The 22,421-nt window shown below is 53.2% G+C and carries 14 protein-coding genes and 1 pseudogene; 13 read left to right on the forward strand and 2 right to left on the reverse strand.

Annotated elements, in window-relative coordinates; translation table 11 throughout:
- Positions 1 to 40: 40 nt before the first annotated feature.
- Positions 41 to 1,078, reverse strand: a complete 1,038-nt coding sequence (locus tag L6442_RS05735; protein WP_212981348.1) for a LacI family DNA-binding transcriptional regulator — start codon at positions 1,076 to 1,078, stop codon at positions 41 to 43.
- Positions 1,079 to 1,568: 490 nt separating this feature from the next.
- On the opposite strand from L6442_RS05735, the gene L6442_RS05740 reads away from it, so the two are divergent.
- The 6 genes and pseudogenes from L6442_RS05740 to L6442_RS05765 all read left to right on the forward strand — a co-directional run bounded on the left by L6442_RS05740 (position 1,569) and on the right by L6442_RS05765 (position 11,623).
- Positions 1,569 to 2,495 (forward strand): ABC transporter permease, encoded by a 927-nt coding sequence (locus L6442_RS05740; RefSeq protein WP_237100360.1) that lies wholly within the window; start codon positions 1,569 to 1,571, stop codon positions 2,493 to 2,495.
- A gap of 20 nt (positions 2,496 to 2,515) precedes the next feature.
- The gene (locus L6442_RS05745; RefSeq protein WP_212981346.1) at positions 2,516 to 3,397 is read left to right on the forward strand and encodes a carbohydrate ABC transporter permease; all 882 of its coding nucleotides are present in this window, start codon (positions 2,516 to 2,518) and stop codon (positions 3,395 to 3,397) included.
- Positions 3,398 to 3,494: 97 nt separating this feature from the next.
- Complete coding sequence (locus L6442_RS05750) at positions 3,495 to 5,090, forward strand: ABC transporter substrate-binding protein (protein ID WP_212981345.1); 1,596 nt, start codon at positions 3,495 to 3,497, stop codon at positions 5,088 to 5,090.
- Positions 5,091 to 5,178: 88 nt separating this feature from the next.
- Positions 5,179 to 6,660 carry a glycoside hydrolase family 32 protein gene (locus tag L6442_RS05755; protein WP_212981344.1) on the forward strand — a complete coding sequence of 494 codons (1,482 nt, stop codon included), beginning with the start codon at positions 5,179 to 5,181 and terminating at the stop codon, positions 6,658 to 6,660.
- 134 nt (positions 6,661 to 6,794) lie between these two features.
- Positions 6,795 to 7,680, forward strand: a pseudogene (locus tag L6442_RS05760) (ROK family protein).
- A gap of 151 nt (positions 7,681 to 7,831) precedes the next feature.
- Positions 7,832 to 11,623 (forward strand): GH32 C-terminal domain-containing protein, encoded by a 3,792-nt coding sequence (locus tag L6442_RS05765; RefSeq protein ID WP_212981343.1) that lies wholly within the window; start codon positions 7,832 to 7,834, stop codon positions 11,621 to 11,623.
- A 236-nt stretch (positions 11,624 to 11,859) separates the two neighbouring features.
- On the opposite strand, the gene L6442_RS05770 is transcribed toward L6442_RS05765, so the two are convergent.
- Positions 11,860 to 12,894, reverse strand: coding sequence for a chitosanase (locus tag L6442_RS05770; protein WP_237100237.1), 1,035 nt, complete (start codon positions 12,892 to 12,894; stop codon positions 11,860 to 11,862).
- A 1,137-nt stretch (positions 12,895 to 14,031) separates the two neighbouring features.
- Here L6442_RS05770 and rbsK point away from each other — a divergent pair.
- From rbsK to L6442_RS05805, 7 genes are all read left to right on the forward strand, one after another.
- Positions 14,032 to 15,993 carry a ribokinase gene (rbsK, locus tag L6442_RS05775; protein WP_212981342.1) on the forward strand — a complete coding sequence of 654 codons (1,962 nt, stop codon included), beginning with the start codon at positions 14,032 to 14,034 and terminating at the stop codon, positions 15,991 to 15,993.
- A gap of 88 nt (positions 15,994 to 16,081) precedes the next feature.
- Positions 16,082 to 17,458 (forward strand): acyclic terpene utilization AtuA family protein, encoded by a 1,377-nt coding sequence (locus L6442_RS05780; protein ID WP_212981341.1) that lies wholly within the window; start codon positions 16,082 to 16,084, stop codon positions 17,456 to 17,458.
- Complete coding sequence (locus L6442_RS05785; RefSeq protein WP_212981340.1) at positions 17,455 to 17,766, forward strand: DUF4387 domain-containing protein; 312 nt, start codon at positions 17,455 to 17,457, stop codon at positions 17,764 to 17,766. The genes L6442_RS05780 and L6442_RS05785 overlap by 4 nt, the downstream gene beginning before the upstream one ends.
- Positions 17,763 to 18,692, forward strand: coding sequence for an ABC transporter permease (locus L6442_RS05790; RefSeq protein WP_237100238.1), 930 nt, complete (start codon positions 17,763 to 17,765; stop codon positions 18,690 to 18,692). Before L6442_RS05785 ends, L6442_RS05790 begins: the two co-directional genes overlap by 4 nt.
- Before the next feature lie 13 nt (positions 18,693 to 18,705).
- Positions 18,706 to 19,590, forward strand: coding sequence for a carbohydrate ABC transporter permease (locus tag L6442_RS05795; RefSeq protein WP_194231955.1), 885 nt, complete (start codon positions 18,706 to 18,708; stop codon positions 19,588 to 19,590).
- 43 nt (positions 19,591 to 19,633) lie between these two features.
- The gene (locus L6442_RS05800) at positions 19,634 to 21,088 is read left to right on the forward strand and encodes an extracellular solute-binding protein (RefSeq protein ID WP_237100361.1); all 1,455 of its coding nucleotides are present in this window, start codon (positions 19,634 to 19,636) and stop codon (positions 21,086 to 21,088) included.
- A 94-nt stretch (positions 21,089 to 21,182) separates the two neighbouring features.
- A complete protein-coding gene (locus L6442_RS05805) occupies positions 21,183 to 22,346 on the forward strand; it encodes an ADP-ribosylglycohydrolase family protein (protein WP_212981338.1) in 1,164 nt (387 codons plus the stop codon).
- The last annotated feature ends 75 nt before the right edge of the window (positions 22,347 to 22,421 follow it).

Below are 22,421 nucleotides of genomic sequence, written 5' to 3' on the forward strand. Positions count from 1 at the left end.
AAGGTCAATCAAAAATCCTGCATGAGCCTCGTAAAGCCAGCTACTTCGCCATCAACGCCGATTCCCGGAAGATCGGCTTCGTCTGGATATGCGTAACCTGATGCGGCTGCGACGGCTCCTGGATGCGGGACAGCAGCATGTCGGCTGCCGTGATGCCCATTTCGTCGCTAAAAATATGTACGGTCGTCAAATGCGGCTCAACGATGCGCGATTCCGGCGCGTTGTCGAAGCCAACGACGGCGATGTCCTCGGGAATGGAGATGTTTTTGTTTTTGAGCGATTTCATGACATTGACCGCAATGAAATCGTTGGCACAGACGAAGGCCGCAGGCAGTTCGGCGATTTGCTCCAGCCGCTTGTCCATCCAATCGGCCTCGGAAATGAACTCCTTATCCGGATTCAAAACGCATTGGCCCAGGTCCAGCGGCACTCCCGCCTCGGTGAGGGCCCGGTTGAAGCCCGCCCAGCGCTCGTTAAAGCTTTTGCAGTGGTTGTAATCGCCGATGAAGCCGAAGGAGCCGCAGCCGCTCTCGATCAACCGGCGGGTCATGAAGTACGTGCTGTGCTCGTTTTCCATCAGCAGCAGATCCGCCTCCAGATCGGGATAGAACATGTCGGCTGCGCAGTCGATGAAAATAGTTGGCAGCCCGAGGCTCGTGATCTTTTGCGTGTATTCTTTATCGAACAGCTCGATACAGATGATGCCGTCCACCTTGGACGTCTCGAAATTGTTGGGCAATTGCAGGGCGCTCCGCTCGAAGTCGCGCACGATATGAATCGACAGATTATACCCTTCGGCGCTGATCCGTTTCTCGAGCCCGCTGATCAGGCGGGAGCCGAAGTGGGAGCTGCTGGGCATATTGGCCGTCAGCAGGGCGATGTTCCCCGGGTTTTTCGCTAACAGATTATCGGTTTCCATATATGCAAACTGTTTATATTTAAGCTCGATCGCTTTCTTGATGACCTTGTTGCGGGTTTCGCTCGGGATGCTCTCGCTGCCGTTAAGCGCCTTGGACGCCGTGTTTCTAGAAATGCCAAGTGCATCGGCTATATCTTGAATCGTTACTTTTTCCTTCATGTAAGTCTTTTCACCTCTACGAATTATTCCACTCCAACCCCACGCGCGTTTGCTGCCTTTTATATGCTATGACAAATGTATAATAGATTGGCCTAAATAGCAATGTTATTTTTACAAATGCACATATAAACTTTACATTTTTGACGAGGTTGAGAGTAAGAAAGATTTATTTGTATACAAAAAGCCGTTCTTGTACGCAATATGTTGTAATCGAGCAGCAAGAATGATGCTGATCAAATGATAAATATGCTATATATTTACATTTAACTCATTTTCGCGTCGATTATGAACAAAATATTATCTACAAATGCACAAATAATAATTTACAAAAGTTATTGACGGATGTTACAACCTTTGATAAATTGTAAAAGCAACGGTAAACGGCAACGAGAATTGAAAGCCTTTTCCGTCATGAGCATGCTCAATTCTCACAGGTAAGAATGGAGGTTACGGTTTGGAAAACACGGTCAAAGTCGATCAACGGGCAGCGGTGCTGAAGCGGAGGAGCTCGGCGGGGCGCATATTCGATTTTCTGAAAAAGAATTACTTTTTGTACGTCCTGCTCGCTCCGGCGCTGATCCTGACCCTGATATTCAAATATGTCCCGATGTACGGCGCCATCATCGCATTCAAGGATTTCAGTCCGATCCGGGGCATCATGGGAAGTCCCTGGGTGGGACTGAAGCATTTCGAGAAGTTTCTGTACTCGCCCAATTTCGACGTTATTTTTATGAATACGCTTAAATTGAGCTTCCTGGGCCTCATTTTCAGCTTCCCGGTGCCGATCCTGCTGGCGCTCATGCTGAACCAGGTCCGGAAGACTGCGGTGAAAAAGAACGTTCAGCTCTTCTTGTACGCGCCGAACTTCATCTCGGTCGTGGTGATTGTCGGCATGCTGTTCATCTTTTTGTCGCCGACGGGGCCAATCAACCAGATTCTGATGCATTTCACGGGCAGGCCGCTCATGTTTATGTCCGAACCGGAATATTTCCGCTGGATTTACATTTTGTCGGATATTTGGCAGGGGGCCGGCTGGGCCTCGATTATATACGTGGCCGCGCTCGCCAACGTCGATCCGGAGCTGCACCATGCGGCAAGCCTGGACGGGGCGAACCTGCTGCAGCGGATCCGGAACATCGATCTTCCGACGATTCGTCCGATCATGGCGATCGTGTTCATCCTGGCGGCGGGCGGCATCATGTCCATCGGCTTCGAAAAAGCATATCTGATGCAGACCTCGATGAACCTGCCCGCATCGGAAATCATTGCGACTTACGTATATAAGGTCGGTTTGCAATCGGGCGATTACGCGTATTCCGCGGCGGTCGGATTGTTCAACTCCGTCATTAACGTCATTTTGCTGCTGACCGTGAACTTTATCGTCAAAAAGCTGAACGAAGGCGAAGGTCTCTACTAGAAAGGAAGTGTATCTCAAATATGGCAGTCAAGCATTCCGGGCTCGACCGTTTCCTGCTGGCGTTGAATTATTTGTTTTTGGCGCTGGCCGTGCTCATCGTCGTCGTGCCGCTCGTGTATATCGTGGTCGCCTCGTTCATGGATCCGACCGTGCTGCTGAACAAGGGGCTTTCCTTCCGGGTCTCCGATTGGAGCCTCGAAGGGTACAAGAAGATTTTGTCCAACCCGGCGATGGTCCGCGGATTTTTCAACTCGGTGTTTTACTCCGCCGCTTTTGCGATTGTAACGGTCGCGGTTTCGGTGTGCGCAGGATACGCGCTGTCGGAGGAGCGCCTGGCGGGACGCGGCATCTTCATGACGCTGTTCATCGTCACGATGTTTTTCGGCGGCGGGCTGATTCCGACCTACCTGCTAGTCCGCAATCTCCACATGCTGAACACGGTGTGGGCGGTCATCATTCCGGGCGCGGTCAACATATGGAATATCATTTTGTCCAGAACGTTCTTCAAAGGCGTGCCGAAGGAGCTGAAGGAGGCCGCGAACGTCGACGGCGCAACGGATGCGGGCATCTTCGCCCGGATCGTCCTGCCGTTGTCCAAACCGATCATTTTCGTGCTGGCGCTGTATGCGTTCGTAGGACAGTGGAACTCGTATTTCGACGCCATGATTTATTTGGAGGATGCGAAGCTTCATCCGCTGCAGCTCGTTCTGCGGTCCATCCTCATCCAAAACCAGGCGGCCCCGGGCATGATCAGCGATCAATTGGCCATGAACGAGCTGAAGCGCCTGTCGGAAATGATCAAATATTCGGCGATCGTCATCTCCAGCCTGCCGCTGCTCGTGATGTACCCGTTCTTTCAGAAGTATTTCGAAAAAGGTGTGATGGTGGGTTCCCTGAAATAGGCCGCCCCCTGAACATACATAGCCATCATTCATTTTTTAATCCGCAAGGCAGATTTTCGTTTGCATGAAGATCGAATAAATAATGGAGGTCATCGTGATGAAAAGATTACAGGCAAAGAAAACCGCGGGAAAAGCCGTTTCGCTTTCCGCGCTGGCAGCGCTGGTACTGCTCTCCGGCTGCGGGGGAGGCAAGGCTGAGAACGAATCCAAAGACGGAAAATTGACCTTGAATTTCCTGACGCAAAGCTCGCCGCTGGCGCCGGCCGATCCGAACGACAAGCTGATCAACAAAAGGCTGGAGGAAAAAACGGGCGTTCACATCAAATGGACCAACTACACGAATGACGTTTTCGCGGAAAAGCGCAATCTGGCCATGGCGAGCGGCGACTTGCCTGATGCGGTGTTCGACGCGGGATACGGCGACTACGACCTGCTGAAGCTGGCCAAGGACGGAGCCATCGTACCGCTGGAAGACCTGATCGAGAAGCAGATGCCGAATTTGAAAAAGGTGCTGGAGGAAGCTCCGGAATACAAATCGATGATTACTGCTCCGGACGGCCATATCTACTCCTTCCCTTGGATCGAAGAGCTCGGGTCCGGCAAAGAGCGGATTCAAGCAGTGGACGATCTCCCATGGATCAACGTCGAATGGCTGAAAAAGCTGGGCCTTGAAATGCCGAAAACGACGGATGAGCTGAAAAAGGTTCTGATCGCCTTTAAGACGCAGGACCCGAACGGCAATGGCAAGGCGGACGAAATTCCACTGTCCTTCATCAACAAGCCGGGCGGCGAGGATTTGGCATTCCTGTACGGCTCCTTCGGCCTGGGCGAGAACTGGGACCATACGGTCGTGACCGACGACGGCAAGGTTGTATTCACGGCTTCCCAGGATGGCTACAAAGACGCGATCAAATTCATTCACGAGCTGTACCAAGAGGGGCTGATCGATGTCGAAGCCTTCCAGCAGGACTGGAACACGTACTTGGCCAAAGGCAAGGACGATCGGTACGGACTGTACTTCACGTGGGATAAGGCGAACATTACAGGCAGCAACGACAAGTATGATCTGATGCCTCCGCTTGCGGGACCAGGCGGCGAAGCGAACGTAACCCGGACCAACGGCATCGGCCTGGATCGCGGACGCATGGTCGTCACCAGTACCAACAAGCATCCCGAAGAAACGGCAAAATGGGCCGACCAGCTGTACGATCCGCTGCAATCCGTCCAAGACAACTGGGGCACCTACGGGGATGACAAACAGCAGAATATTTTCGAATTCGACGAAGCGAAAGGCATGCTGAAGCATCTGCCGCTCGAAGGAACGGCCCCGGTCGAGCTGCGGCAAAAAACGAGCATCGCCGGTCCGCTGGCGATCCTGAACAGTTACTACGGCAAATATACGACGATGCCGGACGACGCGGCGTGGCGCCTGAAGCTGCTTAAAGACGTGATGGTTCCGCACATGAAGGCGAAAAACAACTACCCGAACGTGTTCTTCTCCTTGGATGAGCTCGACCGGTTGTCCACGATTCAAACGGATATGTTCGCCTACGTGGAACGCAAGCGCACTGAGTGGTATCAAAACGGGAAAATCGATCAGGAGTGGGATGCTTACCTGAAAGAATTGGACCGTTTGGGACTACAGGAGTGGCTTAAAATCAAACAGTCGGGTTATGACCGCAACGTCCAATAAAAAGAACGAAAACCGGACGCTGCAGCAGACGCCTTAGTGCACGATCGCGGCCGCGTCCGTACAATACCCATATGAAGGAGTTTATCGAATGTCCGTACTGCTGCAAGATCATCGCCGGGGGACGTATCATTTTTCCCCGCGGCACAACTGGATGAACGATCCGAACGGCATGGTTTATTTCAATGGAGAGTATCACCTGTTTTATCAGCATCACCCGAACGGAACGACGTGGGGACCGATGCATTGGGGACATGCGGTGAGCAGGGATCTGGTGGCGTGGGAGGAGCTTCCGATCGCCCTTGCGCCGGATGAGCACGGCACGATTTTCTCGGGCAGCGCGGTGGTCGATTGGAACGACACGACGGGTTTTTTCGGCGGCAAACCGGGACTCGTCGCGATATTCACCCATCATTCCGACGTGCCCGGCGCGGAGCACCCGGTTCAGAGCCAAAGTCTCGCATACAGTGCCGATCAAGGGAGAACCTGGACCAAGTTTGTGGAAAATCCGGTGCTGCGCCATGACTCTTACATCGATTTCCGCGATCCCAAAGTGTTCTGGCATGAGCCTACGTCGCAGTGGATCATGATTCTGGCATGCGGCCAGTCCGTCAGCTTGTACCGCTCCCCGAATCTTAAGGTCTGGACGCTTGCCAGCGAATTCGGCGAAGGCATCGGTTTTCACGGCGGCGTCTGGGAATGCCCGGATTTGTTCCCGCTGCCCGTCGAAGGGGAGCCGGGCAGTGGCAAATGGGTGATGCTGGTGAGCATCGGGGATGCCCCGGATTATGAGGAAGGTTCAAGAACCCAATATTTCACGGGGGACTTCGACGGCGAACGCTTCATGCCGGATGCATACTCGCAAGGCCATGTTCGGTGGTTGGATTACGGCCGCGACAATTATGCAGGCGTGAGTTGGTCGGACGTTCCGGCGGCGGATGGAAGACGCCTCTTCATCGGCTGGATGAGCAACTGGAAATATGCAAATCAGACACCTACCAGCGGCTGGAGGGGGGCAATGACGATCGCCAGGGAATTGCAGCTTATCCGGGTGAACGGTGAGACAGTGCTGACCCAGCAGCCGGTGCGGGAGCTCAAAGCGTACCGCAAGCCCGTCTTGACGATGCGGGATGCGAAGGCCAAGGACGTTTCCGTCCGCTTGGCAGGCTTGCGCCTGGACGCCATCGAAATCCATGCTTGTGCCGGGTTTGCAGAAGCGCAGGGTTCTTTTGCATGGAAGGTCCGGACCGGAGCGGAGCAGGAGACGGTCATCGGTTATGACGCGGAAGCGGGAGAAGTGTACGTGGACCGCCGCCGGTCCGGCATCGCCGATTTCCATCCGCAGTTTGCCGGCAGGCATGCGGCGTCGCTTCGTACTGGAGCGGAGAGCCTGGAGCTCCGGATCTTCGTCGACAAGTCTTCCGTCGAAGTATTCGTGAACGGCGGCGAGTCCGTGTTGACGGATTTGATCTACCCCGATCCTAACTCGGCCGGCTTGTCGCTGCAAACGGATAACGAGCGCTTGACGTTCGACGCGTTCGACCTATTCGAGATAGCGGTTCCGGCGAAATAAGCCGGGCTCAAGAAAGAGATGCGGCGGGGGGGGGAAGGATTCCGAAGAAAATGATAGATGAACGATGGACGAACGCTCGGCGAAGTTGGCGAGTGATTCCGTAACAAAATAAACGACGACAGGAGCATCGACACATGCGGATCGGAGCCATAGAGGCAGGCGGTACCAAATTCGTCTGCGGGGTTGGGAACGAATCGGGCTTGATGGAGGACAGCATCAGCTTTCCGACCGGGCATCCCGAAGAGACGCTGCCCCAAGTGATATCTTATTTCAAAAAGAACCGGGTGGAGGCGATCGGGATCGGTTCCTTCGGTCCGGTGGGCCTGCGGCGGGACAGCCCGACTTACGGCTTTATTACGACCACGCCCAAGCCGGGATGGGCTCAGTACCCTTTCCTCGACGCGATGCGCCGACATTTCGGCGTTCCGTTCGGGTGGGATACCGACGTTAATGCCGCGGCCTTCGGCGAAGCGGCTTGGGGAGCGGCCGAAGGGCTGGACAGCTGCGTTTACGATCGGCACGGGCATCGGCGTCGGCGTATATGCCGGCGGCCGACTCGTTCACGGCCTGGTTCATCCGGAGGGAGGCCATGTGCCCGTGAAGCGCCATCCGGAGGATTCCTATCCGGGAGGCTGCGCTTACCATGGCGACTGCCTGGAAGGGATGGCGGCGGGACCGGCCATTGAAGCACGCTGGCATGCCAAGGGGCATGTGCTGCCGCCGGATCATCCGGCCTGGGCGATTGAAGCGTATTACATCGCGCAGGCGGTCACCGGCGCGATTCTGATGCTGTCGCCGGAGAAGGTGATCCTTGGCGGTGGCGTCATGCAGCAGCCGCAGCTGTTTCCGCTTATTCGCGAGGCGGTGGCGCGGAATCTGAACGGCTACGTCCAGGCGGATGAAATCACGGAGCGGATCGAAGACTATATCGTTCCGCCGCGGCTTGGAGCCAAGGCCGGATTATACGGCGCGCTCGCGCTGGGATTGGAAGCGCTGGGCGAAACGCCGGCGAGGCGATGATACGCATGCAGCTTGACCAGGATCAGTTCAATGTCCCGCCAAGCCGCATCATATATTTGAATCATTCACTCTTCCTCAGCGGGGGAAGAGTGAATGATTCGCTTTTCTTGTAAGCGGTTTCTATAAGGATGAGAAGGGGACGTATGAACGAATGAAGACAAGTAGAGGAATCCTTTCGTTATGTTTAACCGGCCTGTTGACTGCTTCTGTGGCGTTGTCGTTCCAGGCTGACGCCGGGAAAGCCTCGGCCGAACCGCTTCAGCCGGCGCCGAAGGGACAGAAGGAGGCCAATATGAATACGGTGAATACTAATTTGGGCGGATGGAAGGCTCAGGGACAAGGCCGTATGGAGTATACGGCCGACGGTCTTCTGTTGACTTCGGACCCGATGGAAAACGTGATCGCGATGTCGAATACGCAGACGGACGATTTCGTCTATGAAGCGGACATGATGGTTCTAAACGGAACGCATCCGGACGCGACGCTGCTGTTTCGGAGCAGCGAGGACGGATGGTCCTCCTACATGCTGCAAATCGTGCCGGATGCCGGCGTGCTGCGGCTGAAGGACGCCGGCGGGGGTGACGGAAAGCTGAACGTGGAGAAACCGGTTTCCGTGAAGCCCGGGGATATCGTTCATTTGAAGGTTAAGGCCGAAGGTTCCAGCCTGAAGGTTTATTGGGGCAGCGCTTATCAGCCGGTCATCGACGTCCGGGATTCCGCGCACAGGTCGGGACGGCTCGGCCTTCACGTGTGGGACGGGGCGGTACTGTTCCAGAACATCCAGGTCAGCGGCCTGAACGGTAACGTTGGAGCGGCATCGGCAACCGAGGGAAGTTGGCAGCCGGATCTCAAAGGCTGGAAAGGAACGGCCGCCGTCGGACAAGCCGCCCGGCAAATGCGCGATGGCCGGTTCGCCGACGGGATCTACGAAGCTAACGTTACCCTGCAGCCTGGAGCGTCGGCGGGACTCGTGTTCCGCGGCAGCGCGCAGGGCTCCGCAGGCTACGAAGCGGTTCTGGTCAGCCAAGGCGACCGGATCGGCGTGCAGCTGCGCAATGCCGGCGGCAAAGTGCTGCAGACGTCGGGGAACACCTATCCGAACATTCCGGGCGCGAAGCATCATCTCGAAATCAAGGCGAGCGGACAGCGGATTCAGGTCTTTGTGGACGGATATGAGCCAGCGGCCATCGACGTGAACGACGGCAGCTTCCGGGACGGGTTCGCAGGGATGAAGGTGGACGCAGGAACGGCATACTTTCAGGATACATACATTACGGCCGCTGCTGATTATTACGAAGAAACCTATCGGCCGAACTATCACTACAGCCCCCTGCGCGGTTCGGCCAGCGATCCGAACGGGCTCGTGTATTTCGACGGGGAATACCATCTCTTTCACCAAGACGGCGGGCAGTGGGCGCATGCGGTCAGCCGCGACCTTGTGCACTGGAAGGCGCTGCCGATCGCGCTTCCCTGGAACGATCTCGGCCATGTGTGGTCCGGCTCCGCGGTAGCCGACAACACGAATGCCTCCGGATTGTTCGGGAATGTGGGCGGGAAAGGGCTGATCGCATACTACACGTCCTACAGCCCGGATCTGCCGAACGGCAACCAAAAAATCGGGCTCGCTTACAGCACGGATCATGGTCGGACATGGGAGTATGCCAAAGACCGCCCTGTCGTCATCGAGAATCCCGGCAAAAACGGTAATGATCCCGGCGGCTGGGACTTTCGTGATCCGAAAGTCGTGCGGGACGAAGCTAACGGACGCTGGATCATGGTCGTATCCGGCGGGGATCATATCCGCTTCTTTACCTCGACCAACCTCCTGGATTGGACGCTGACGGACAATTTCGGCTACGGCGATTACGTGCGCGGCGGCGTCTGGGAATGCCCGGATCTGTTCCAACTGCAGGTGGATTCTACGGGCCAGCGCAAGTGGGTGCTCATGATCAGCACAGGCGCGAATCCGAAGACGAAGGGCTCGGATGCGGAGTATTTTATCGGCGATCTGACCCCGGAAGGGAAATTTGTCAATGACAATCCTGCCGGAAAGGTGCTGCGAACGGACTTTGGCAAGGAATTCTATGCCTCGATGTCGTTCTCGGATATGCCGGACGGCCGCCGCATCATGCTGGCCTGGATGACGAATTGGGATTACCCGTTCAGCTTCCCGACGACGGGCTGGAAGGGGCAGTTGACGATCCCGAGGGAAATCTCGCTGAAAAAAACGGATGAAGGCATCCGCATGTATCAAAAGCCGATCGACGAATTGGCGTCGCTTCGCAGCCCGCTGCTGCAAATTGCCAATCGGAAGGTCGCGGCGAATTCGGACAATATGTTGAAGGGGCTCGCCTCCGGGGCATACGAAATCGAGGCCGAAATCGAACTCCCGGCCAACGCCGGCGCTTCGGAATTCGGATTCCGGCTCCGTCAAGGCGGGGACCAGCAAACCATCGTTGGTTACAAGCCGGGGAGCCAGCAATTGTTCGTGGACCGTTCGGCTTCGGGAACGACCGATTTTTCGAGCCGATTCTCGACCCGGCATGAAACATCCCTGGCGGCGGTGAACAACCGGGTCAAGCTGCGGATTTTTGTGGATGAATCCTCGGTGGAAGTGTTCGGCAACGACGGAAGGGTCGTGTTCTCCGATCTCATTTTTCCGGATGAAGCCCGGAGAGGCATGAGCTTTTACACGAAGGACGGCCAAGTGAGAGTCGTATCGCTTCAGGTTTACGACATGCGGAATACTTGGAGGGAAGGCTTCGCCTCGCCTGAAATCGTCATGGATCAATCGGCGCTGGAGCTGTCCCAGGGGCAGATGCAGGACGTATACGCATCATATGCGAGTACTGCGCATCCAGCATCAAGCCTGATCAAGTGGGCATCGAGCCGTCCGGATATCGTTGCCGTCGCCTCTAAGGTACAAGGGCATGCGGTCGTGCGGGCCCAAAAAGCGGGCGAAGCCATCATCACGGCTTTCTCGCCGAATGGCAAAACGTCCGCAAGCATGACGGTTCGCGTCACTACAGGGACGTTCGACACGAATCTGACCGGATGGAAGCCGAGTCCAGCTGCAGGGAAATGGGTCGTCACGGAGCAGGGAATCCGGGGAAGTTATGCCAGCGACGCGAATTACATGGCGGCCGAGCTGGCCGGGAATTTTACCTATGAGGCCGATATGCGGCTTGGCGAAGACGGCGGCGCGGGCTCGATCCTGTTCCGTGCCAGCGAAGACGGCCGCAGCGGTTATTACTTCAATCTCGACCCTGGCTTGAAGGCGATCCGGTTGTTCTATATGGTTGACGGGCGTTTCGAGGAACGCCAGGTGCTGGCGAAGCTGCCGCGGTTCATTCAACCCGGAAGAACGTATCATGTGAAAATCCAGGCGGATGGCCCTCATATCGCAGCTTGGGTTGACGGCCAACAGGTCGTGGACGTCCATGACGGCACGTTTGCGGAGGGAAGGTTCGGCGTGAACGTGTTCGACGGCCACGCATATTATCAACATGTGCAGGCAAGCGGCATGTCCGAGGCACGCCTGGTCGAAACAATCTTCGTCAATGCGGGCGCGCATCTGGCCCTTCATGCCGCCCAATCGCAAAACGGCGAGCCTGTCGCCCTGCGTACGCCTGACGGGTCCACCAATCAGCAGTGGGTACTCGTGCCCGCAGGAGACGAATCGTATTCGATCCGGACGAAGGGAGGCAAAGCGCTGGACATCGACACCGGCCAAAATAAGCTGCAATTATACGATTATCTCGGCTACGATAACCAGCGGTGGAATGTGACGGCGGATGCCGATGGCAACGCGGCGATTCTCTCCGCCTTTAACGGCAAGGCGCTCGAGGTATCGGCCGACGGGCAGCTTCAACTGAGCGATGCCAAGGCCGGCGAGCCGAGACAGAGCTGGACGTTGACCCCGGGAACAAGCTTGAAACGGTAATCTATTCGTTGCTCGCTGCCGCATCATCATGGTGCGTTAGCATATGGGCTTTAACCCCGGCAACGCACATGCCAGCCGCAAGCAAGCGACAACGGATGTGAGCGCGAAAAAGGATCTTTCCTGGCCTATGAGGCTGAAGGAAGATCCTTTTTCGCGTTGCTCCCGCGAAACCCGCTTTCAGTTTTCAGAAACAGTCCTTTTCAATTCCGTGCTTACGCTGTTCCGGTTACCCGGGTTTATTTCATTTCCCAATTCGTCACTTTCTTGATGGCAGCGTCGGCATTTTTCAGATCGGTAATGCCCATGCTCATAAGGGTACTCCATTGTTTGACTCGGTTTTTGCCGTTTGGCGGCGTGTTGTAATCATGGGTATCGACGACTTTGGTCCGTTCCGCGTAGAATTTCGTCATAAATGTTTTTTCGTCCTTGCTGCTGCCCGAGCGGGAAAGGAGACCTTCCAAGGTGTTGGAATCGCCCGTCGCGCCTTGATTCAGCGCAGTGTCGACGAAAGAGCCGATGGTCAAAGCCGAATTGAAGCCGCGTTTTCTGGCCTGCTCGACGCTGTATTGGATATAGACGTTGTAGAATGTGCGCCACATGGCTTCTCTCCAGGCGGAATCATTTTGGAGACCGTTGATCTTTTTGATAAATTTGCTGTCGCTGTCCGAGATGATCAGGATGCCGTTTTGCATTTTTCCGTTGATGCCAAGCCGCTTGAGTGCGCCTTCAACGCTTGGGTTGCTGGCTCCTTTAGCCCGGTCATATTCTTTGAACAAATCGGGACCATCCGGTCCTTCGTCGTTTGGCCCCCCTGTGGTTGCACCGAAAATTCCGATGGTAAATCCACGTTTATCAGGAAGCCTCTCACAGTATCCATAGAATTCGGTCCAGTTGAGGTTGTCCTGTTCCGGTTTGTTTACGAGCTTCATGATGTTATCCCATTGTTCCCCGTCGAGACTCGTATTGGCTTTTAAAAATTGCAGGGTAGCGGGAGAAAATTTGGAATCATGGTCTTCGGCTGCTGCAAACTCGTAGCTGCTTACATCGTTGTCTGCGGGCGTCAGGGCTTCGCCTGCTTCAATGTCAGGATCGTCGTTTCCAATCTCCGCAGGATCCTGAATTTCCGTTTGAATTCCCTCATCATCCGCATATACTTTCGTTTGCACCGGACCGGAAAAAGCCGCAATGGAGCCGAGCAGGGCGAAACTGAGCAGGATCGCCGTAAATCTTCCTTTTGGGGTGGATTTTTTATCGGTTGTCGTATTCATCATAAATCCCTCCATCATTTTTTGTTGCCGACACATCAATGTGCGGACTGTAAAGAGATAATAAAAGCGCTTTAACTTTTTGAAAAAAGAAGAAATTATCCGGTGAAAACGGATACCACAAAATAAGGATTATATACTCGGACTGATCTTCCTCCTCTCTTCTCACAATTTAAGCGCTTACACTTTTGGGGCAAATAAAAACATCCGCTTCGAAAAGAGACCGTTCATGATGCATGGAATGTTCTTACCCCGGGCTGCTTGTCTCCATTTGTCTGTGATGTAGTCTGAGCATACTGGATAATTTTGGTCGTGTATAGGGCTTATATAACTAAATTGATTGCGTTTTATGTGTAGAACCATTTTCCCAGGAAGGGCGGGATGCAGAATTATGCAGCTTTTTGTAGAACGAGGCGCCATTTTTAGTGATGGGAGGTAATGGATACTGCAGCACTCGACAAGATCATGACCCCAATTCAATATATTGAGCGTATATTTATTCAAAGAAAATGATTGACGCGGCATATTTTTCATGCTAAGTTGGTGTCACGAAATCATTTTACTAAAATAGTTTCGCCACCATTTTCCAACAGTTCGACAATTCAGCTCAGATTTTACTTATCTCACCTTAGACATACCCGCCATCAAAGCAACAAATTCACTTCATCTTAGACAAAACTCACTTCATCTCAGACATATTCACCATCAAGACAATACAAAAACATCAAATCATCTCAGACAAACTCGCCACCAAGCTAAGACTAACTTACCATCTCAGAACAGCACATCTTTTGAACTATATAAGTTGAACTAAAGAAAATGAAAAGGGACAGGCAAGAGGGGGAAATGATTCTGGAGAAGCGAAGCGTTCGCCTTTGTGAGCGGATTTCTACCTAAGATAGGTTCCAATCATAGAAATCTGGGAGCAACAGCGATCGAAAGAAACATTTCAACCGGCTGCCTCCTTCCGTTCATAATCATTGGTTCAACTTATATAGACACGCAAGCAGGATGACTTTATGAATCATTAGGCTCATCGGTCAGACTCCAGGACTCCCGCCGGTATGAGCCGCTCATCCCAAATCATTTTTACAGGAATCAATTTCATAATGGATTAACAGTTGAATAAAAAGAGGTCGTAGGATGGATAAATGGTATAGTCCTTCAGAATCTTCCGGTTCAAGCACCGTAACGATCAAAGATATAGCTAGACTTGCAGGGGTGTCGATTGCAACCGTTTCCAAAGTGTTGAACAACAAGGATCAGGATATCAGCGAAGAGACGCGGGCCAAGATTAACAAGGTGATCAGCGACAACAACTATATCCCGTACCGCAAAGTCGTCAAGCGGATGGGGGCGAAAAGCGACACGATCGGGCTTGTGATTTCATGCGGCGAGGTTGCCGGGAAGGAGTGGGTCCGGGGAGCTGAAGCTGCGGCATATCAAGAAGAGATGAGTCTGATCGTATGCCATACGGATGGTCTTGCGTCGAAGGAAAAAGGTTATTTTAAAATGCTCCGGGACCGCAATGCGGAAGGTGTCGTGTTTGTGCCGAATTCAGGTTCGGAGCGCAAACAGGAAACGCCCATTGCCCAAGCCGGTGAAGATTGGCCGATGGTGGTCGTAGATCACCAAGGAGGCGGGCCGGACATGCAGCATCTGGCGCCCGATTTTGAGCAGGGGATGTATATGTCTGTTCAGTGTTTGGCCGAGCAGGGGCATGAGCGGATCGGTTTTATTGGCGGTCCTTTAGACCATGCGCCCGAGATCGCCAAGTTCGAAGGGTATAAAAAGGCGCTGTATGAAAACCACATCAACTTCGATAAAAGCCTCATTTTTGAAAGCGCATCCGGCAGCGAGAAGTCGGGTGGATACGAAGGCGCCAAGCAGTTGTTGTCAATGGGAGCGACAGCGATCGCAACCGGCAGCGACGTAATCGCATGCGGTGTCTATGCGGCGGGGGCCGAGCAAGCGATTCGAATTCCGGAGGCGCTTTCCGTCATTGGTTTTGGCGATTCCGACATCTGCAAGCTGGTCATTCCGACGCTCAGCTCGGTGCAGTTCCCGTTTTATGAAAGCGGTTTTGCGGCGGTGATGGCCTTGCTTGACCAAATCCGGAACCAGGAAAAAGGAAAAAAGCAGGTGTTCCAGCCGTCCATCATCGTTCGTGACAGCGTAGCTGCACCGCCTCATATCGATCTGACGCCAAAAGAGAAAATCGCCATCGTAGGCAGCTTGAATATGGACATCATCATGCGGGTGCCGCATATCCCGAAGGTAGGAGAGACGATTTTGGCCCAGGATGTCAAAAACGCTGCCGGCGGCAAAGGCGCGAATCAGGCGGTTGGCGCGGGCAAGCTGGGGGGAAAGGTGTATATGATCGGCAGGGTCGGAAACGACTTATATGGCCGGGAGCTGTACAATAGCCTGATCAAAAACGGCGTGGATGCAAGCGGGGTTATCTTCGATGAATTGCTGCCGACGGGGAATGCCTATATCCACGTGTCCGACAAAGGGGAAAACAACATCGTCGTTAACCCCGGGGCCAATTCCAGATTAAGCCGGGAGCAAGCGCAAAGCATGGAATGGATTTTTGACGAGGTGTCCTATTGTTTGGTGCAGATGGAGATTCCGGCGGACACGATCCGTTATGTGGCGGGCATTTGCAAACGCAAAAACGTCAAACTCATCATCAAACCGGCACCCGCGCATAACTTCAATTTCGACAACTTTGATGAAGGTTTCTTGATCGTTCCCAATGAAACAGAGTTGGCCTTGATGCTGCCGGGCGGGCAAACCATTGAGGAAAAAGCGTACCAATTGCTGAACATGAACTATCAAAACGTCATTGTGACGCTTGGTGAAAAAGGCTGCCTGCTTGTCAATGCGGATACGAAGCAGTATTTCGACGCGGCGGATTTTCAGGCGGTTGATACAACGGCGGCGAGCGATTCCTTTATTAGCGGGCTGACCGTCGCGCTGGCGGAGGGCAAGGACTTGATCGAAGCCATCCGTTACGGTTCCCTGGCGGCGGGCATTACCGTCAGCAGGGAAGGGGCGCAGCCGTCGCTGCCCGACCAGGATACGATGCGGATATACATGTAAATAAGGATTTTGCAAAAATCCAAAAAGCGAGGGAGCGTCCTCGAATCGAATTTAGCAAAATCCTGAAATGCATAATAGGGAGGCACAGATGAACATGGAGGAATACAAAATTTTAGCGCCGTGCGGCATGCTCGGATATGGATTTCCGAAAGCTTCGTTTCAGAAAGGAATGGAGCATAAACCGGACGCCATTGTCGTTGATGCCGGATCGACGGATGCCGGACCGCATAAGCTGGGCGCAGGGACGGCCATCGTCAGCAAACAGGCTTGCAAAAAAGATCTGGAGCTGATGATTACGGCCGGAGCGGCAGCCGGCATCCCGGTGATCATCGGCTCGGCCGGCGGCAGCGGCGCCCGGATTCATGTGGAATGGACGCAGTCGATCGTGATGGAAATCGTGAAAGAGCACCGGCTTAGCGATTTGAATATCGCGGTCATCTGGGCGGATATTCCGCATGAGGCGGTGAAGGCCAGTCTGGCGGCCGGCCAATGCGAGCCGCTGAATATGACGGTGAAGCCATTGACTGAAGAGCGGCTTGAAGCGACCACCCGCATTGTGGCGCAGATGGGCCACGAGCCGATTATCCAAGCGCTGGAGGCGGGGGCCGACATCATTATTTGCGGACGGGCCTATGATCCGTCGCCGTTTGCGGCAGCAGCCATCCATAACGGTTTCGATCCGGCCTTATCCTATCATCTCGGGAAAATCCTCGAATGTGCAGCGTTATGCGCCGATCCCGGAACGACCAAGGACTCCATGCTCGGCATTTTGAAAAAAGACTCCTTTATTATCAAGCCGCTGAATGACAAGCGGAAGTGCACGACCATCTCGGTCGCGGCGCACACGTTCTACGAAAAGGATCATCCATATTTGCTGCATGGACCGGGATTGATTCTCGATCTGGAGCAGTGTACATTCACGGAACTCGGAGACGGCAGCGTCGAGGTTCGGGGCAGCAGAGTTCATGAAACGCACGTTTACAAAATCAAACTTGAAGGGGCGATGAGAACCGCTTACCGCACATTTGTCGTCGCCGGCGTCCGCGATCCTCTGCTGATTTCGAGAATCGAAGAAGTGGAGGAACTCGTCAGGCAGCAGGTCCAAGAGTATTACGATGATATTTCTGAAAGCGATTACGAGATTCGTTTTATCAATTACGGCCTGAACGGGGTCATGGGACAGCTGGAACCTACACCGACGCCGGGCCATGAGCTCGGAATCGTGGTCGATGTCGTAGCCAAAACCCAGGAGCTGGCCGATATGATCTGCAGCTCGGCCCGTTCCACCTTCCTGCATTACGGTTACGAGGGACGGAAAGCAACGGCGGGGAATCTCGCTTTTCCGTTTGCCCCGAGCGATGTGCCGTTTGGCGCCGTCTATGAATTTTCCGTTTATCATTTGATGGAAACCCGTGATGCGCTTGAAATGTTCACCTGCGAATTCATTCAGGGGGGATCGAGATGAAGTTATACGATGCTGCCGCCGTGCTGCGCAGCAAAAACAGCGGCCCTTTCGAAATTACGGTAGATGCCCTGTTTGATCATGCCGCAACCTACAACAAGATCAAACAGTCCGGGATCATCAACAAAGAAACGATTTCCAAACTGTACAATATTGCGCCTGAGGAGATTACGGAAATCGTTTTTTTCGATCAAGCTTTGGGATTTAAAGTTACTTTTGCCCGCGGCGTGTCTTCCGGTTCATTTCTGGACCGCGACGTTTACGGGGCGCAGCAGCATGCGCCGCTGATGGACCTGGAGGTGGAGGTATGAGCAGGATGAGAACGGTGCCCGCAGACCCGAAGCCTTCCAAGCTCAAGCAAATCCGGGCCGACAAAATCCTGTATCTGATGCTGCTGCCGGCCATCGCATTTTATGCCCTTTTTCATATTTGGCCGATTTACGAGATGAAGCTCGCTTTTTACGATTACCGCATTATTGGCGACGATGTTTTTGTTGGCTTCAAGCATTTCAAGGAGCTGTTTAATACGCCTATTTTCACCCAGGTTATCGTGAATACGCTGGTCATCAGCGCGATGAAGATGTTTTTGCTTTTTCCGCTTCCGATTTTATTCGCCCTGGCTCTGAATGAGTTTATGAACAGCGGTTTTCGGAAAACGGTTCAGGTCGTGTCCTATCTGCCGCATTTTCTTTCCTGGGTCGTCATTGCCGGCGTATGGTATGAATTTTTGTCGCCTTCGACCGGAGCCATTAATCAAATTCTGACGTTTTTCGGATTTCAGGCTCATGATTTCCTGACGGAAAAAAGCAGCATCCGCTGGGTGCTGGTGGCGAGTGAAGCCTGGCGCAGCATGGGATGGGATTCCATCATTTATTTGGCGGCGATCATCGGCATCAGCCCTACGCTGTATGAAGCGGCGCGCGTGGATGGCGCCGGACGCTGGCATATCATGACACGGATTGTTCTGCCGCATCTGTTTATTCCGATGGTAACGATTTTTATTTTGAACATCGGCTTTATCATGAACGCTGGACTGGATCAAATCCTGAACTTCACGAACGATTCCGTCGCCAGTCACATCGATATTATCGATACCTTCGTGTACCGCATGGGTCTCTTGAACGGCCAATATTCCTTGGCTACCGCCGCGAATTTGTTCAAAAGCGTCATCGGCGTGATTCTGGTTCTGTCCACCCATTTCTTATCGAAAAAAATGACCGGCAAAGGCGCATGGTAGGGGAGGTAATCAAGTGGTAGGTAAAAAATTCACGCTGCCCAAGCTGGCGATCGGACTGGTGCTGAGCTTGATTGCGCTGGCGATGTTCATCCCGGTAATCAATATTTTCGCCAGAGCCTTTTCCCATCCTGACAAGGTGCATGAGCTGACCGGACTTGGCGTCATTCCCAAGGGGTTCTCGCTGATCAACTTCCAGGTGGTGCTGAGCAACCCGATTGTCGGACAAGCCATTGGCAATTCGTTGTTTATAACGATCGTCGGCACCTGTTTCAGCCTGTTTTTCACGACGATTACCGCCTATGTGCTGACCCGGAAAAATCTAGTAGGCAAAACGCCGATCATGATTTTTCTAATCATCATTATGATTTTTGAACCCGGCTACGTGCAGGAATATTTTGTGATGAAAGATCTGCATTTGCTCGACAGCCTGTGGTCCATGGTTTTATACCGGATGGTCAACGTATTTTATCTCGTCATTATGATGCGGTTCATCGAGGAAATTCCGGAATCGTTAATGGAAGCCGCCAAAATTGACGGCGCAGGGCATATGCGCGTTTTTGTCCGAATCGTGCTGCCTTTGTCGCGGATACCGCTGCTTACCATCGGCATGTTTTATGCCATTGCCAAATGGAATGAGTTTTTCAAATCGAGCATTTTCCTGTCCAGTCCAAACAAGACGGTGCTGCAGGTGCTGCTAAGACAGTTTGTCGTCGAGCGGGACACCTCAACCCTTGTGGGGATTACGGAGCTACTCAAGAACAGCAATGTGGCGCAGCTGGATTTCAATGCGTTAAAAGCGGCTACCATCGTGGTCGCCATGGTTCCGATTCTTATGCTGTATCCCATCATTCTCAAGTACTATACCAGCGGCGTGATGGAAGGCGGCGTTAAAGAATAATAGATAGGTCAATCAAAAAAGGGAGGTTGAAGTCGTGAAAAAAATGTTGGTCATGGTTATGGCGGCACTTATGATTCTTACGACGGCTTGCGGTTCCGGGGGAAAAGAAACTGCGCAGGAAACACCGGGAAGTTCTGATTCGGGAAGTGGGGAACCGGTTACAATCAGCATAGTTTACAAAGACATGACTGCGGACGATCCATGGATCAAAGCCGTTGAAGAGGGAATGAAGGCGGAAGGTAAAAACGTAAAGCTTGAATTCGTTCCCGTGCAAAGCGGTACGTACTCCGAGAAACTGGGACTCCTGCTGCAAAGCGGCACGATTCCGGATTTGATCTACTTCCAGGGCGGCGATTACCAGTTTGCGATCACCCAGAAGATTCTGGAGGATCTGACGCCGTACATTGAAAAATCGACTTATGTGAAGGCGGCGATGGACCCTTACAATCAGGAGCGCACCAAAAATTATCCGTACCTGGTATGGTTGTCGCCGACGACAACCAAAGTACCGGTCGTGCGCCAGGACTTTTTCGATAAAACATCATCCGGCAAAACGCTTTTGGAAAATCCGAGCATTGATAACTACTACAATTTCTTCAAAGAAGCGAAAGAGAAAAACGGCGCTAAATTCGCTTACACGGTACCTGGGGATCTGGACGAGCTGGATGCCGTATTCGCCCAAGCATTTGGCCTCACCTCAACCTGGCTTAAGGGGGATGACGGCAAATACGTATTTGGCAGAACGACGAAATTCGAAAAAGATAAGTTGGAATTTTACGCGAAGCTGTATAAAGAAGGGCTGCTTGATCCGGAATTCCTGACTAAGAAATGGGATACGAAGGAAAAAGCATTTTATGACGGACAAGCGGCCGTGATCGCCGGAACGCAGGGCAAAGTTATCGACATGTATAACAGCAAATCGGTTTCGCAGAACGGAAAAGACGCTACCGTGATGCCGCTGCCGCCGGCTAAAGGCGTGGGTGAAGGTTATCTGCCGATCGACGTCAGCAAAGAGAGTCGCGGCATTGCGATTTCCAGCGTGTCCAAAAACAAGGACATGGCTTTTGCGGTCTTGGAATTTCTGGCCAGCCCGAAAGGACAAATGCTGGAGAAGCTGGGGATTGAAGGCGAGCATTACAACATTGAAAACGACAAAATCAAATTTACGGATAAATACGCCGAGTGGTATGCGCGTTTCGTAGCCAACAACGTCAACTTCAAGCCGGACCATGAATTCGACCCGTCGACGCCATTCCTGTCGGAAGCGGCCACGAAATCGCTGGACCTGGTAGCGTCCAAATCGACTAAGGACAACGCATTTATTATTCCGGATGATATGCAGGCCAAATATGATGCGGCCATGTCCGTATACAAAGAATTTGCGGCGAATGTAGTGACAGGCAAAACGTCCATCGACAAGTTCGACCAATTCGTTCAGGACTGGAACGCTGCAGGGGGCAGTGATTTGACCGCCAAAGCGAATGAAGTCATCAAGTAAAATAGAACGCTCAGGCGCGGGGCTTAGGCTGGCAAAGAGCCTTATAGAGCCCCGCCCAATTTCCGCATTTTTCGCATAAAGGAGTGAAAGTCAGGTGATTTCTTTTGCAGACCGGGTCAAAGGCGTCGTTTTCGGAACCGCATATGGCGATGCGATGGGTGCGGTTGTTGAAAAACTGACATACAAGGACATTCAAGAGAAATATGGGAGAGTGGAAACCACGCAGCTGAGCTGGTGGAAGTCGGAGCTTCCGGAAACAACGAGACTCGGGCGTATGAGAGGGTTCGGCATCGTAACCGACGATACGCTCATGACGCTGGCGCTCATGAAGGTATACGATACGGAAAGGCGCCATTTGGACGCATATGATCTGGCCAACGAATTCGTGAAGGAAATTGCCTTCCGGCCGCGTTATATTCCGGAGTTCGGCAGGGAAGCCCTCATTATGGACAGGCTGTTTTATCCCGAAAAACATATATTTACCCGGCATGTGCTGGCGAACTGCGAACCGCGCGAAGGCGGATACGGCAATATGGTCAACTGCGGGGCTGCGATGTATATCGCGCCGGTGGGCATCGTCAATGCCTGCAATCCGAAAGCGGCTTATGACGAAGCGATTTTATTCGCATCCGGGCATCAGGTCAGCTATGGGCTGGAAGCGGCAGGGGTCATGGCTTGCTGCGTGGCCAAAGCGTTTGAGCCGGGAGTTACGGTAGATGAGATCGTAGAGACGGCGCTGGCATATGCGAAGGATGGCACGAAAGAAGCGATCACCGATTTGTGTACGGCCGCCAAAGTCCTTCGTCCCATGAAACAAGACCGCGATGCGGTCGTGCGATATTTTCATGAAATGATTAAAAGATATTCTCCAATGGGAGATGACGTCAACCGCAGCATCGACAAGGTCGGCATCCCTTCGAACCACTACACGCCAAGCCGGCTGTTTGCGATTGAAGAGCTGCCGTTGGCGCTAGCCTACATCGTATTGCATGAAGGCGATTTGACGGAGGCGGTTAAGGACGGCGTCAGTTCGGGAAGGGATACCGATTCCATCGGGGTCATGATCGGGGCGATCCTGGGCGCCATGCATGGCGTGCAGGCGATACCGGCCGATGAAATCCGGGCTATCGAAGAAATCAACAAGCAGGAGATCGGCAAGCAATGCGGCATTTTTGTGGAAACGGCTGCCTCTATGATCCGCAAGGATCTGAAAGAACAGGAAGCACGCAGGGAATATATGAACATTATTCAATTGTAATGCGAGTTCAAAAAGACCGGTTTTCAGCACCGAGAAGATTGGATGAAGCTAGGGACGAAAGGAGCGGAGCGTACG

Source organism: Paenibacillus azoreducens (genome assembly GCF_021654775.1).
GTDB lineage: Bacteria > Bacillota > Bacilli > Paenibacillales > Paenibacillaceae > Paenibacillus_AQ > Paenibacillus_AQ azoreducens.